Raw genomic sequence first — 13,074 nt, 5'->3', positions numbered from 1 at the left:
TCGCTCGCTGCCCGGAAATCCAGGGATTTGGGCAGTCGATGTGCGCCGTCGTCATCACCGCGCAAACTACCAAGCGGCATTGCCGGGTCAAGGGAGGCAAGAGAATTTCATAAGAGATCACCGGAATTGATCCATATCTTGCATCGGGCAAGGCCGGAGCAAGGTTTCGGTGCAACTTATGGCTTCGGAGCGCAGCCTCGATTCAGGGCGAATTCATCGGCTGTGCTCTGCAATGATCGGCGGCAAGCCAGAATAACTCCGTTTCCAAATGACCGTGGAAACGGAGTTTTTTCTTTTGGAGCTTGTCGCGTCAGCGATCGAGCACGTCGCGGATGTCAACAATCGTGTTGCGCGCGTTCAGCAGATAAAAGCCCTGCGTCGCCAGATGCGTGGGCATGATCCAGCCATCTTCCGCACCATTCGAGATGATCACCGGCTGGATTTTGAGCGAAGAGCGGAGGCGATCGAGCATCTGTTGCCAGAGTGCGCCGAGGTTCTTCTCCTTGACCACGGGTGCGAAATCGGCGCGGGCTGCCGAAAGGATGGAGTAATAGCCGTAGATCTGGCCGAAGGTGAACCAGAACCGGTCATCCGCGCGCGTGTCGAACCAGCCCGCATTGTAGTTCTGCGAGCGCTGGGTCAGGATGCTCGACGTATTGCCAAGGTCATTGGCAATGTTGTCCATGAACTGCAGCAGGTTGTCGGTGCGGCCATCGAAGATCGATTGGCAGTTGGCCAGCTCCGTGTTGAACCCCCTCAGGTTATTCATCGCAATATTGAACTGCTTGGATGCGGGATCCCTGATGCTGAAGGGAAAGTTGATGTACCAGGCCGTCTCATCGTAGAGCGAGGCGGAACGGGCGACCTGCAGTTTCGCATTGATGCCCGATGTACCGCGCACGCGGGCGAGCCGATCGACAAGCTCCACGGTGGTGCGGCGGACTGCCTGGTTCACGCCGCGCTGGAACGATGCCTTGTTATCAAGCCAGGGCGTGTTGTCCCAATCGATGCCGAAAAGCCCCATTTTGTAGAGCGGCGCCTGCGTAATCCAGTTGTTCTGATTGACCTCCATGTCGATCAGATCAGCCGTCACCTCGACGATCGCCGACGGCTGGCACTTCTTCGGCGCGGCAGGGTCTTCACCAGACAATGGTGCGCCGGCCGGGAGGGTGCGGGTTTCGAGTTTGTAATCGGCGATACGATCGGGGTTGAAGCCGTACCAGACCTGCGTCTGGTAGATGAAATGCCCGTAGGCGATGAAAAGCAGGACGACGATCAACCCGACCACGCCCTTGAGGATGAAGCCGCGCGAGGCATACCAGCGGCCGGCGCTCAGGAAGGGGAAGAGTATCCAGGCGATGACATATCCGATGCCGCGTCCGATCGCGCTGAAGATGTTCTGGAAGAACTGGATGATCGGGTCGAGCATATGGTCAATCCTCTTTGATGCCGTACAGGCGACGGCGGAAGGCGGCCTTGTCAGTCAGATATGTATCCTGCAGCGTCTGCACAACGTGTTCCTGGAATTTGTCCGGATAGCGCTCGTAGGCTTCGTAGAAACCCTGCTTGTCGAAGACGTATAGCGAGACGAAATCGAAGGTCTGCATCCGCGAGATCAACTGGTTGACCAGCCATTTGTCGGGATGGCCGGGGTTGGCGCGGACGAGCAGGAAGCGGAAGCGGGCCGCGACATCGGGCATGCGCACCTGGCCGGTCGAAACGATCTGGCGCTGCATCTCGGCCAGAAAAGGATAGACGCCATCCTCGGCGACCGTCCTGGCATTCATATGCGCCCAGGTCTGTAGCCAGACGCGATCTGCCTTGGCAGGGTCGAAAGCGGGATCCTTCTGGCCGGCGAGGTTGAGGAGAGCCATTTCCATGCGGTGCTCGAGCAGGCCGGATTCGCGGATCCACGAGCCTTGCGGCAGTTCCAGCCGCTTGGTGCGGGCGAGGAAGCCGTAGATCGTCTCGTAATCCTCGATATCGATATAGGAGACCTGCCACGGACGCGCCTTGCGGAAGCCTGGAACATCGGACTTGCAGATGACGGTCGTGTTGCGGTCGTCGTGGAATACGAACACGCCGCCAAAATGATTGGCCCAGAAGGCATCGTGGCGGAAGACGAGCTGGTCCGGGACGAGCGTGTTCTGGCGGATGTCGCCAGTGGTCCTCGACAGTTCGACCATGCGATTGAGCATCTCGTTGTCGCGCCAGGCATCGGGCTTGGAAACCAGCATGTCGGCGAGCTGGCGCAGTTCGGCTGCCTTGCCGAGGATGTCTTCGGCCGAATGGACCTGGAAATGCACCTCGTTGATCGAAAGCAGGTCCTCGATGTGATCGACGGTGGCGACCGAATCCTCGATCTCGCCATAGAGCGCGTCCTTGATGGTGACGGCATTGATGGCGCGCGCATTGGCGTTGAAGAATTCGTGCATCAGGGCGGCGGTGTTGGAAAAGCTCGTATGGACGACGGGCAATTGCTCCTGGCCGGGGGTGAGGATGACGAAGCGGCGGTTGACGCGGTTGGGGTCGAGATAATCCCGGTCGCCGAGTTCGGCCGCGATCTGCGGCGAAAAGCCGGTCATGTCGATGTCGAATTCGGTGAGCTTGGTCTCGGGCAAGCCAAACCCTTTGAGCGCCTTGTTGTAGCGGGCGATCAGATGCGGCTCGTTGACCGACAACAGCCGTCCGTAAATCAGTTCTGCTTCGAGGAGGCGTTTCATGCGGCGGCCAATGTTCTACCTGTAGACTTCACGTCGGTGTCCAATCTCGATGACGAGAACCACTAGCTTATTGTGTTGGAGGTCGCAAACCGCACGTCAGTTTTCAGGGCCGAATTCGCGCATCAATTCTTCGAGTGGATAGGTCTTCATTTCGCCTGAACGAATTTTCGTAAGGGCGGCCTCAGCACTTATGACGTCTTCAACATCTTCGATGTGCTCTTGCACCGCCTCACGGACGAAATCTATAGGCGACTTTCCTACATGAGCAGCAGCAGCTTTCAACCGCTCAAGACCCTCATCATTCAAGTCAATGGTGAAAGAATTCGACACTTTAAACTCCTAGCCGAAAGTGAAGAGATAACCGAGGATCACGCGCTCCACCGTCCATCCTTGCGCATCTCCTCGATCTCCTTGATCGCCTTCTCGCGTTGGCGTTCGCGGCGGATGATGTCGTTGATGGCGGCGTCGTCGGATTTGTCGGTGTAGCGGAATTCCGAGTCGCCGTAGCGGTTGATTTCCTGGAGGATCATGTCGAGGGTGATCGGGCCGCGCAGATGCTCGATCATCGCCTTCTTCTCATCGTAGGACTTGTGCATGAAGTTTTCGGGCTTCTCGAACCACTGGTCGGGAAGCTCGACATCCATGGCGCGCATCTTGACCGCGTCGGTGATGTTCTTGACTGCGCGGCCGGTGAAGCGGGGTTCGGCGATGCGGATCATGTGGAGGTAGGTGCCCACATCGGCGATGGTTTTCAGGCCGCCCTTTTCCTTTTCGAAGCGCTCCCAGACTGCGGCGAGGCCTTCCTCGTGCGGCTTGGCATGCGCCTGATAGGTTTCGGAGACGGCCTTCTTGATCTCCTGGTTGGCGTAGAGCTGGTGTTCGCCGAGCGGGATCGAATGGTTCTTGCCGGCGAGAAGCGCAAAGATGTCGATATAGTCCTCGCGGGTCTGCGGACCATCGACCAGCCAACGGGCGCCGGCACGCTGGCGGAGCGCATCATCGACATTTTCCGGGTAGTTGGAGAGCATGCCGAACGTGCAATTGCCGCGCACCACGGTCGAGGCTCCGGCGAAGCTTTCCATCAGCACGGCGGTGACCTCCTGCTGACCGGCGGAGGCGCGGTCGTCGGAGCGCTTGGCCGCGACCTGATCGACGTCATCGATCGTGCCGAACCCGATCGCCTTCGGGTTCATGACGTTGTTGATGAAGTCCTTGCAGTTCTGGCCCGACTTGCCCTGGTAGGAGGAAATCTGGTCGACGCCGAAATTTTCGTAGTGGAAGGCGTAGCCGGCGATCTCGCAATAGTTGTTCATCAGGCCGGCAATCATCTGGATCAGCGTGGTCTTGCCGGTGCCGGGCATGCCGTCGCCGATGAAGGTGAAGAGGAAGCCGCCGAGTTCGACGAAAGGGTTCATCTGTTTCTGGAAGTCGTAGGCCATGATCATCTTGGCGAGCTTCATGCTCTGGTATTTGGCGATATGATTGCCGACGACCTCTTCAGGCTTCTTGAAGGTCATGACCAGCGGCTTGCGTTTCGCGCCTGGCGTCACGTCGAATCCGTTGAGGTCGAAATCGTCCTGTTCGATGCGGATATGAACGTTCTCGAAGGCGGCGAGGCCGGTGAAGCGGGCCTTGCGGGAGATCAGGCCTTCGGTGGCGACACGGGCGAAGGCCCGGGCGCGGCTGATCATCGCGGTGTCGTCGGGCGAGCCGGCGATTGCGCGTTCGAGGCCGGCGACCATGGATTTGGCGGCATCCTGCGGCGTGTCGAACAGGTAATCCGGTTCAGTGACGTCCTCCGCCGGTTCGCCTTCGCCGGGGAGTGTGGTGGTGAGGTAGGCCGCGAAGGTGAAGGCGGTAATGTAGGCAGCAGCCGAGAGCAGTGCCTTGAAATTATCGGCGTCCGGGCCCTGGAGCGGCGCGGTGGTGTTGCGGGCCTGCAGGCCCTCGAGATTGGTCTGGCGCGAGAAGACATCGGCGACGGCGAGGCCCACCATCACGCCGCGACGGGCGCGGAAGAGAAGCGTGTGCTGGTTCGGCGACAACATCTGGTCGGCCGCGCGGACCGACTGGATGGTGCGGGCGAGTTCGACCTCGCGGGTGCGGCGGTTGCCGCCGGTCGAGACGGTCGAGACGAAGCGGCGGTTGGTGCCGGCGAGCGCGGTGCCTGACGTGCCGGAATCGTTTTCCAGCATCACGACCTTGGTGACGAAGCTCTGGGCGATGGACTGATGCTTGGTGATGTCGTCTTCGGGGATGGCGGTCAGGCCGGTGTTCAGGGACATGGGTCTTTCCTCTCGGCGGTCGGGTTTAGAAGTAAGAAAGACCCCGCCCCAACCCCTCCCCACAAGGGGGAGGGGCTAAGCTGCGGCATCCTCTCATTTTATCATGGACGGCGTCATGTCCTGCAAGCTTCGAAGCGATGTGAGGCGGTGCGGCGCGTTAAGCCCCTCCCCCTTGTGGGGAGGGGTTGGGGCGGGGTCTTTCTTGCGAAATTCACCCATCTCAAACCTCGCTCGTCACCTGGTTGCCGGAGATCACATGCACTTTGTAACCCGCAAAAATCGTATCCGCCTCGTTGGAGGCATAGAGCGCGGTATAGGCTTCGTGCGGCACCAGCGCGTGTTTCTCGAAGGCCGAGACGCCCATGCGGGAGGCTTCCATATTTGACGTGTCGATGTGGAATTCCTGCTGCGCCTTGGTCGAGGAGAAGAAGCCCTTCACCTCGGGCTTCTCGCGCGTCGAGAAGACTTCCTGCACGGTCCAGGTGAGCAGCCAGGCATTCTCCTTTTTCTTCACGCGCGACAGGATGCCGTTGATCACGGCGTTGTTCTCGGTGATGCCGGCGGAATAGAACGGGCCGATGACGATGCGGCGCATCTGCTTGGGATGGAGCGTCTCGAAATCCTTGTCCATGTTGGTGACGATCGTCACCGGCGACAGTGCGAAGCCCGAATTGCGGATCACGAAATCGTCGAAGCGGGCGGCGAGTTCGGGATTGAGCAGGCCGCCGACCGGCAGCGGGATATCGAGATCGCTGTTGAGCTTGCCGTCGCGGGTGATCAGCATCCGGCTCATGTTTTCCGAGGAATCCTCGATCTTGGCGATGTAGATCATCGGCAGCGTCTGGCTACCGTCGAAGGCGGCCCAGTTGACGACGATCGAGGGGCGGCGGGTGTCGGGATTGATGGATATGCCTGAAGTCTCGGGCAGGATCACCGGCGAGAAGACCTCGCCCTTGACCACTTCCTCGAGATAGAGCCGCTCGGCCATGCGGCCCTGTAGCGCCTCGGGGAAAGCCTTGTTGCGCAGGATGAAATCGACCATCTCGGCGCGCAATTTGGTGCCGTCGGGGATGCCCGACAGCCGCTCGGGCGCGGTCTTGCGGTCGTTTTCGAGTTCGAGCACGTTCTGGTAGATCGGAAAGCCGGATTCGGCGCGCGAGATCTTGAAGCGATCCATGAAGCCGGTCTTGTTTTCCCAGCAGCCGAGCGAGGTCTTCAGCCGCTCGACATATTTCATGATCAGCGTCGCCGTCAGGTCCTTGATCGCCTGGCCGCGGCTCAGGTCATCGAGATAGATCTCCATGCCCTCGAAGGCCGCGCGGACGGTCAAGAAATATTGCTGGACGGCGGGTTCCACTGGGCGCATCGACCGGCTCCCTTTACTTGACGCCGATGAAGGGTAGCGCCGAGCCCGGCACCATGGTCGAGGGAAGCGCCCCGTTCCATTTTTCGGCCGCCGTCAGGTTGATCAGCGAGGGGTTGTCGCGGAGTGCGGCGCCCTTGGCACGGATCGCGTCGGCTTCCGCGTCGCCGGCGAGGCGGGTGGCCGCGGCGTTTGCTTCTGCCTCGGCGCGAACGGCGTCGGCGCGGGCATTGGCCTGGGTGACGGTGATCTGCGCCTGCACCTTCTCGCGCTCGGCATTCTGTTGCAGTTTCTGGACTTCGACTTCGGCCAGCATGCGGTTTTCGATCGACTGCTCATAGGCGTCTGAGAAATCGATATTCTCGATCTGCACGCTTTCGATCACCACCGGGCCGACGATGAACTTGCGGATCGCGTCTTCCGTCTCGGCGTTCAGCTTGGCGCGGTCCTGTATTGCGGTCACGGCGTTGAAGCGGCCGAAGACGTTCTTCAGTTGCTCGAAAAGGCGGCGGTCGATCAGGCGATTGACGATGCCCTCCTCGCCGCCATATTCGGCATAGATCTTGTCGACCTGGTCGGCCGGCAGGCGGTAGTTCACAGAGATGGTGATGTTGGCGGGCTGCTGGTCGCGGGAATAGGTGTTGACGTTGTCATAGACCTTGGCACGGCTCTGGACCGAAATCTTCACGACGGTGTCGATCATCGGCAGCTTGAAGCCGAGGCCCGGCTCGGCGGTGCCGACGACCGCGCCATAGCGCAGGATGACGCCGCGCTCGCCCTGGTCGATCGTGTAGAAGCTGCCGCCGAAGATGATCAGCGCGAGGATGCCGACAACAATAGCAATCACTGCTGTTCTGATGAATCCGCGTTTGGGGGCAGGCGCCGCTGCTTCAGCCATTCAAATCTCTCCCACGGGTCCGCTGGCAGCCGGCATGACCGGCCACCAGGCAAAGAACCAAACTGTTTCTTTTACTGCTTCACGTAATTCGCGGAATTGTGCTTGTCGAGCACCGTCTGGAAGCGGCGGGCGAAAGCATCGTCGGCGAGCTTCTTGCGGCGCTGGATGTCCTGGGTCGACAGCATGTTCTTCTCGTGCATTTCGAGCAGATCGCCGATGTGCTTCTGGGCAGCTGCACCGATGCCGGCCATGGTTTCCTCCGCGGCGGTATCGACCTGGCTGCCGAGCGTGTTGATCTTGTGGGCGACGTCCTGCTGGGCGGCGGTCTTCAACGAATCCTCGAGCGCCTTGTAGAGCACGATGCGCTGCTCGGTATCGATGGTCAGCTTGTTGATCAGCGTGTTCTGGGCGGCGAGCTGGTTGTTGAGCGAATCGACGAAGGTCTGGAACATCGAGGTGTAGCGTTCGAGCGTCTGGCTCTCGGCCAGCAGTTCCTGCTCCTTGGCCTGCATCTGATTATATTCGGTGGCGAGCTTCGAGCGTTCGGCCTCGAGATCCTGGCGCGCGACCTGATCGGTGGTGGCGGCGATCTTGTTTTCGATATCCATCAGCAGCGGATTGATTTCCTCGATGCGCTTCTGGACGGCTTCGAGATTGGTGATGGTGTTCTTGCGGCGCTGGATGACCTGCACGAGATTGGTCTCGGAGGACTTGTAGCGCTGTTCCAGGACAGACTTCTGCTCCTTGAGCATGCCGACGATGGAGTCGGATTTCGCAAGCAGTTCCTGCAGGTTGCCGGCGAGCGACATGTTGCGGACGCGCTCGGTGCGCATGCGCTGTGCCGACTGCTTGGAGAAGATGCCGATGAAACTTTCCCATCCCGTCTGGCTCTTCATGCTCTCGAATTCCGAGCCGAAGACGTTGGTCGCGTCTTCCAGGCCGATGATCAGGTCGGCGATATTGCCTTCCATGACCTTCTGCTGGTTGATCACATCCTGGATGCGGGCATTCTCGATGTCGAAATTGACGTCGCCGATCTTGGCATCGGCCTTGGCGAACTGGTCGAGCACGCCGGTGGATGCGTCGAGCTTGCCGCGCATGTCGTTGACGATCGCCTGGGTTTTCTGGATTTCCGCATCGAAGGATTGAAGTGTGGCCATGGTGTCCCCCTTGTGTCCGCTGGCGGGCGGAACGGTTGAGATAAATTGGTCGAGCGCGACATTACCTTTTTTTGGTTGCTTTGAAACCCTAAAGCGCGACGCGGCACCGACCTGCCAATACAATAGATTGGTGTCGGCTGTCAGACGCACAAGTGGCGGATAATATTCGCTCCGGGAGGCGATTTGCACGCTTACTGCGCTGCAGCGGGATCCTTGATGTAAGCGATGACATTGGCGATGTCTTCCGGCGTCTTGAGGCCGGGAAAGGCCATTCTTGTTCCGGGCACCAAGTCGCGGGGTGCCGCGAGATATTCCGTGAGCGTCGCTTCGTCCCATACCTTGCCGGCGCCGAATGCCGTCATGGCCTCGGAATAGCGGAAATTCTCGGCGGTTGCGATCGGACGTCCGATGAGGTTCATCAACGACGGGCCGACCCGGTTGCCGGGGTTCGTCGCGCTATGACAGCTCTGGCATTTGCGGAAGACCACGGCGCCCGCGCTCGCATCGCCTGCCCGGGCGGCGCCTGCCGCAGAGATGATGGCGGCACTCAACAGGATGACTTGGAATTTCATTGTCGAACCCTCGGAATATTCGCTTTTGCTCTCTTGTGATCGAGATCAAAAGACGGCTGAAAAGACAAGATTATTTTGCGGAAGGCAGCCTAGATGTTCCGCATTATCGATACTTAGCCGGCAAGCGATACAGTTCTGGCTGGCATAACTGGCCGGTTGTTCAGGCCACGGTTTTGTCTTTCCATCTCTGCTGCAAATCCCAAAACGTCACATCGAGGTCGCTAATGCGCAGATTGGCGGCGTCTATCCGCTTGAATTTAACTTTCATTGGTGATTGGCTAACGACATAAAAACAACTGGGAGAACAAATATGAACAAACTGCTTTCCACCACCATCCTCGCATTCGGCTTTTCGGTGACCGCATTGGCCGGCGCGTCGTTCGCTGCCGAGCCTGAAAGCTGCGGCACGGTGCGTTTCGCCGATGTGGGCTGGTCCGACATTGCCGCGACGACGGGAACGACCTCGGTGGTTCTCAAGGCGCTAGGCTACGAGACCGACATCAAGGTCCTCTCCATTCCCGTCACTTACCAGTCGATGAAGAACAAGGACATCGACGTCTTCCTCGGCAACTGGATGCCGACGATGGAAGCCGACCTCAAGCCATACCGCGACGACAAGTCGGTGGAAGTGCTCGGCGCCAATCTCGAAGGTGCGAAATATACGCTCGCGACCAATGAGGCCGGTGAAAAGCTTGGCATCAAGGATTTCGCCGACATTGCCAAGAACAAGGATGCGCTGGAAAACAAGGTCTACGGCATCGAGCCGGGCAATGACGGCAACCGCCTGATCCTCGGCATGATCGAGGGCGACAAGTTCGGCCTCAAGGGCACGGAACTGGTCGAATCCTCGGAGCAAGGCATGCTGTCGCAGGTCGCCAAGCTCGACAAGGACGGCAAGCCGATCGTCTTCCTTGGCTGGGCGCCGCATCCGATGAACGCCAACTTCAAGCTGACCTATCTCACGGGCGGCGACGACGTGTTCGGCCCGAATTTCGGCGGCGCGACGGTCTATACCAATGTGCGGGAGGGCTACACGTCCGAATGCAGCAATGTCGGCACCTTCCTCAAGAACCTGAAGTTCACGCTTCCCATGGAAAACGAGATCATGGCGAAGATCCTCGATGGCGGCATGGAGCCGGAAGCTGCGGCCACCGAGTGGCTGACCGCCAATCCGGGTGCATTCGAGCCCTGGCTCGCAGGCGTGACCACCAAGGATGGTGCAGACGCCACCGCCGCGGTCAAGAGCGCCTTGGGCCTCTGATAGCAGATAAAGGAGCGGCCAAAGAGCCGCTCCTTCTTTCTAGGCGGATGCCGCAGGGCTTCGGGGGAATGCATGAACTGGCTGACGCAATACAAGATACCGATCGGCAACGGTGCGAAGGCGGTGGTCGATTGGCTGACCGCAAATCTCGCAGTGATGTTCGACTTCATCGCAACCGTGCTGAGCGCCATCATCAGCGCCATGCTCTATGTGTTGCAGGGGCCGTTCCTGAAAGGCACCGGTCTCGAAACCTTCTATCCGGGTTTGATGATCCTCGTCTTCACCGCCATTGCCTGGTTCATGCGGCGCTCGGCGGGTGTCACGGTCTTCACGCTGCTTGGCCTTCTGCTGATCTATAACCAGGGCTATTGGAAAGAGACGATGGAGACGCTGGCGCTGGTGCTGGCGGCGACCGCCGTTTCCATGGCCGTGGGCGTTCCGATCGGCATCGCCGCCGCGCGCCGGCCCTGGCTCTACGCCATCCTGCGCCCCATTCTCGACCTGATGCAGACGATTCCGACCTTCGTCTACCTTATCCCGGCGCTCATTCTCTTCGGCCTCGGCATGGTGCCGGGCCTGATTGCGACGGTGATCTTCGCCATCCCCGCGCCGATCCGGCTTACCCGGCTCGGAATCATCTCGACGCCGCCCTCGCTGGTGGAGGCGGCGGAAGCCTTCGGCGCCACAAAAACCCAGGTGCTGACCAAGGTGGAACTGCCCTTCGCCCAGCCGCAGATTATGGCGGGCTTGACCCAGTGTATCATGTTGTCGCTGTCGATGGTGGTCATTGCGGCGCTCGTCGGCGCGCCGGGCCTCGGTGTTCCCGTGCTGCGCGCGCTGAACTCGGTGCAGATCGCCAAGGGCTTCGATTCCGGCTTCTGCATCGTCATCCTCGCGATCATCCTCGACCGCGTCTTCCGCTCCTCCGACGAGAAGGTGTCCTGATGACCGCGGTTCACTTCGACAATGTTTCCATCGTCTTCGGCAACGCGCCGGAGCGCGCGCTCAAGATGGCCGATGAGGGCAAGACCCGCGACGAGATCAGCGCCGCCACCGGGCTCGTGCTCGGCGTGGCCAATGCGACGCTCGATATCGAGGAGGGCGAAATCCTCGTCCTCATGGGGCTTTCGGGCTCCGGCAAATCGACGCTGCTGCGCGCCGTCAACGCGCTGGCGCCGGTCGTGCGCGGCGAGGTGAAGGTGTTCTCCGGTGGCGGCACCACCAATCCCTACAAGTGTCCGCCGCAGAAGCTGCGCGACCTCCGCATGCACACGGTCTCCATGGTGTTCCAGCAATTCGCGCTGCTGCCCTGGCGGACGGTGGAAGAGAATGTCGGCTTCGGCCTCGAGCTTGCCGGCGTGCCGGAGGACGAGCGCAAGAGGCGGGTCGGCGAGCAGCTCGAACTGGTCAACCTGGCGAAATGGTCGAGCCGCAAGGTGCAGGAACTCTCGGGCGGTATGCAGCAGCGCGTGGGCCTGGCCCGGGCCTTTGCGACCGGCGCGCCGATTCTGTTGATGGACGAGCCGTTCTCGGCGCTCGATCCGCTGATCCGTACGCGTCTGCAGGACGAGCTGCTCGAATTCCAGCGCCGGCTGAAGAAGACGATCCTGTTCGTCAGCCACGATCTCGACGAAGCGTTCCGCATCGGCAATCGCATCGCCATCATGGAAGGCGGGCATATCATTCAGTGCGGTACGCCGCAGGAGATCGTCCGCAATCCGATCAACCAGTATGTCGCCGATTTCGTGCAGAACATGAACCCGATCAACATGCTGACGGCTGCGGATGTGATGCGCAAGACGGCATCGCCGAGCGAAACGGTTTCCGGAACCGCAACCCCGACCGCGCGCCTCGTCGATGTGCTCGACGCCATGACACGGCAGCCGGGCGTCGTGGGTGTCGTCGACAATGGCGCGATCGTCGGCGTGATCTCGGCGCAGGATGTGGTGACCGGACTGACGCGTCACCGCAAGGTCTGAGCGCGATGGCCGGGGACGCGGCGGCTGGCGGCTCCAAGGCGGAGAAGCCGTCCGTCATCCGGCCGACCGACGCCGATTCCATAAGACTGGCCAGAAAGCTCGTCCGCGAGGCGCGCTTCGGCGCGATCAGCGTACTGGAACCGGAGACGGGTCATCCCTTCGCGAGCCGCGTGCTCGTCGGCACGGATTTCGACGGCGTGCCTGTCATACTGGCCTCGATGCTGACCACGCATATGAAGGCGATCATTGCCGATCCGCGTTGCTCGCTGCTTCTTGGCGAGCCGGGCAGGGGAGACCCGCTGGCCTGGCCGCGCGTGACCCTTCTTTGCGTCGCAGAACGGATCGAACTGGATGGCGAATCGGACGCGCGCATCCGCGCGCGGTTCCTCAGGCGACATCCCAAAGCAAGGCTCTATGCCTCGTTTCGGGACTTCTCCTACTTCCGTCTTGTGCCAAAACGGGTCAGTCTGAATGCCGGCTTCGGCCGGGCCTATAATATTTCGGGGGACGAATTAATAATTGATTCACCGTTCAATCACGAGTTATGCACGCAGGAAGAGCGTTTTGTTGCGATAATCGAAAAACTCGGTTGCAATGTTCCCGATTTGCTGGCGAAGCACTATTTTAGAGAAAAAACAGGCAATTGGTATATCAGCGGCATCGACGCGGATGGGGTCGATCTCGCGCGGAAAGAGACGATTCACCGGTTGGAGTTTGTAAATCGCGTTACCGATTCAAACGGCTTGATTGCAGAATATTCAAAATTACTAATAGAACCGACTAAAAATTAGCGATGTACAAATTCAAATCCTGATTTATATGTTTTTTCCGTT

Annotated in this window: 12 protein-coding genes; 4 read left to right on the top strand and 8 right to left on the bottom strand. The window is 59.9% G+C overall.

Annotated features, from left to right (window positions below; genetic code table 11):
• Positions 1-310: 310 nt before the first annotated feature.
• The 8 genes from IHQ71_RS18215 to IHQ71_RS18180 form a co-directional block, all read right to left on the bottom strand.
• Complete coding sequence (locus IHQ71_RS18215; RefSeq protein ID WP_258157861.1) at positions 311-1,429, bottom strand: DUF2333 family protein; 1,119 nt, start codon at positions 1,427-1,429, stop codon at positions 311-313.
• A 4-nt stretch (positions 1,430-1,433) separates the two neighbouring features.
• Complete coding sequence (locus IHQ71_RS18210) at positions 1,434-2,723, bottom strand: DUF6638 family protein (protein WP_258157860.1); 1,290 nt, start codon at positions 2,721-2,723, stop codon at positions 1,434-1,436.
• Between the two features lie 96 nt (positions 2,724-2,819).
• Positions 2,820-3,053, bottom strand: a complete 234-nt coding sequence (locus IHQ71_RS18205) for a DUF6290 family protein (protein ID WP_258157859.1) — start codon at positions 3,051-3,053, stop codon at positions 2,820-2,822.
• Between the two features lie 38 nt (positions 3,054-3,091).
• On the bottom strand, positions 3,092-5,008 hold the full coding sequence (locus IHQ71_RS18200; RefSeq protein WP_258157858.1) for an ATP-binding protein: 1,917 nt from the start codon (positions 5,006-5,008) through the stop codon (positions 3,092-3,094).
• Between the two features lie 220 nt (positions 5,009-5,228).
• Complete coding sequence (locus IHQ71_RS18195) at positions 5,229-6,374, bottom strand: hypothetical protein (RefSeq protein WP_258157857.1); 1,146 nt, start codon at positions 6,372-6,374, stop codon at positions 5,229-5,231.
• Positions 6,375-6,387: 13 nt separating this feature from the next.
• The gene (locus IHQ71_RS18190) at positions 6,388-7,269 is read right to left on the bottom strand and encodes a prohibitin family protein (protein WP_258157856.1); all 882 of its coding nucleotides are present in this window, start codon (positions 7,267-7,269) and stop codon (positions 6,388-6,390) included.
• Positions 7,270-7,340: 71 nt separating this feature from the next.
• Complete coding sequence (locus IHQ71_RS18185) at positions 7,341-8,429, bottom strand: hypothetical protein (protein ID WP_258157855.1); 1,089 nt, start codon at positions 8,427-8,429, stop codon at positions 7,341-7,343.
• A 191-nt stretch (positions 8,430-8,620) separates the two neighbouring features.
• Complete coding sequence (locus tag IHQ71_RS18180) at positions 8,621-9,001, bottom strand: cytochrome c family protein (protein WP_258157854.1); 381 nt, start codon at positions 8,999-9,001, stop codon at positions 8,621-8,623.
• A 310-nt stretch (positions 9,002-9,311) separates the two neighbouring features.
• Here IHQ71_RS18180 and IHQ71_RS18175 point away from each other — a divergent pair, with 310 nt between their 5' ends.
• The 4 genes from IHQ71_RS18175 (at position 9,312) to IHQ71_RS18160 (ending at position 13,032) form a co-directional block, all read left to right on the top strand.
• Entirely contained in the window at positions 9,312-10,262 is a 951-nt protein-coding gene (locus IHQ71_RS18175; RefSeq protein WP_258157853.1) for a choline ABC transporter substrate-binding protein, read from the top strand.
• A gap of 72 nt (positions 10,263-10,334) precedes the next feature.
• A complete protein-coding gene (choW, locus tag IHQ71_RS18170) occupies positions 10,335-11,207 on the top strand; it encodes a choline ABC transporter permease subunit (RefSeq protein ID WP_258157852.1) in 873 nt (290 codons plus the stop codon).
• Entirely contained in the window at positions 11,207-12,241 is a 1,035-nt protein-coding gene (gene choV, locus IHQ71_RS18165; RefSeq protein WP_258157851.1) for a choline ABC transporter ATP-binding protein, read from the top strand. The genes choW and choV overlap by 1 nt, the downstream gene beginning before the upstream one ends.
• 5 nt (positions 12,242-12,246) lie before the next feature.
• On the top strand, positions 12,247-13,032 hold the full coding sequence (locus IHQ71_RS18160; protein WP_258157850.1) for a HugZ family protein: 786 nt from the start codon (positions 12,247-12,249) through the stop codon (positions 13,030-13,032).
• The last annotated feature ends 42 nt before the right edge of the window (positions 13,033-13,074 follow it).

The sequence above is a fragment of the Rhizobium sp. TH2 genome, from assembly GCF_024707525.1.
GTDB lineage: Bacteria > Pseudomonadota > Alphaproteobacteria > Rhizobiales > Rhizobiaceae > Rhizobium_E.
This window is presented reverse-complemented; position numbering and strand designations above follow the sequence as displayed.

Coding starts and splice junctions, on each gene's coding strand:
- IHQ71_RS18190 (WP_258157856.1), bottom strand. CDS start 7,269: ATGGCTGAAGCAGCGGCGCCTGCCCCCAAACGCGGATTCATCAGAACA.
- IHQ71_RS18175 (WP_258157853.1), top strand. CDS start 9,312: ATGAACAAACTGCTTTCCACCACCATCCTCGCATTCGGCTTTTCGGTG.
- IHQ71_RS18160 (WP_258157850.1), top strand. CDS start 12,247: ATGGCCGGGGACGCGGCGGCTGGCGGCTCCAAGGCGGAGAAGCCGTCC.
- choW (WP_258157852.1), top strand. CDS start 10,335: ATGAACTGGCTGACGCAATACAAGATACCGATCGGCAACGGTGCGAAG.
- IHQ71_RS18200 (WP_258157858.1), bottom strand. CDS start 5,008: ATGTCCCTGAACACCGGCCTGACCGCCATCCCCGAAGACGACATCACC.
- choV (WP_258157851.1), top strand. CDS start 11,207: ATGACCGCGGTTCACTTCGACAATGTTTCCATCGTCTTCGGCAACGCG.
- IHQ71_RS18180 (WP_258157854.1), bottom strand. CDS start 9,001: ATGAAATTCCAAGTCATCCTGTTGAGTGCCGCCATCATCTCTGCGGCA.
- IHQ71_RS18195 (WP_258157857.1), bottom strand. CDS start 6,374: ATGCGCCCAGTGGAACCCGCCGTCCAGCAATATTTCTTGACCGTCCGC.
- IHQ71_RS18185 (WP_258157855.1), bottom strand. CDS start 8,429: ATGGCCACACTTCAATCCTTCGATGCGGAAATCCAGAAAACCCAGGCG.
- IHQ71_RS18210 (WP_258157860.1), bottom strand. CDS start 2,723: ATGAAACGCCTCCTCGAAGCAGAACTGATTTACGGACGGCTGTTGTCG.
- IHQ71_RS18215 (WP_258157861.1), bottom strand. CDS start 1,429: ATGCTCGACCCGATCATCCAGTTCTTCCAGAACATCTTCAGCGCGATC.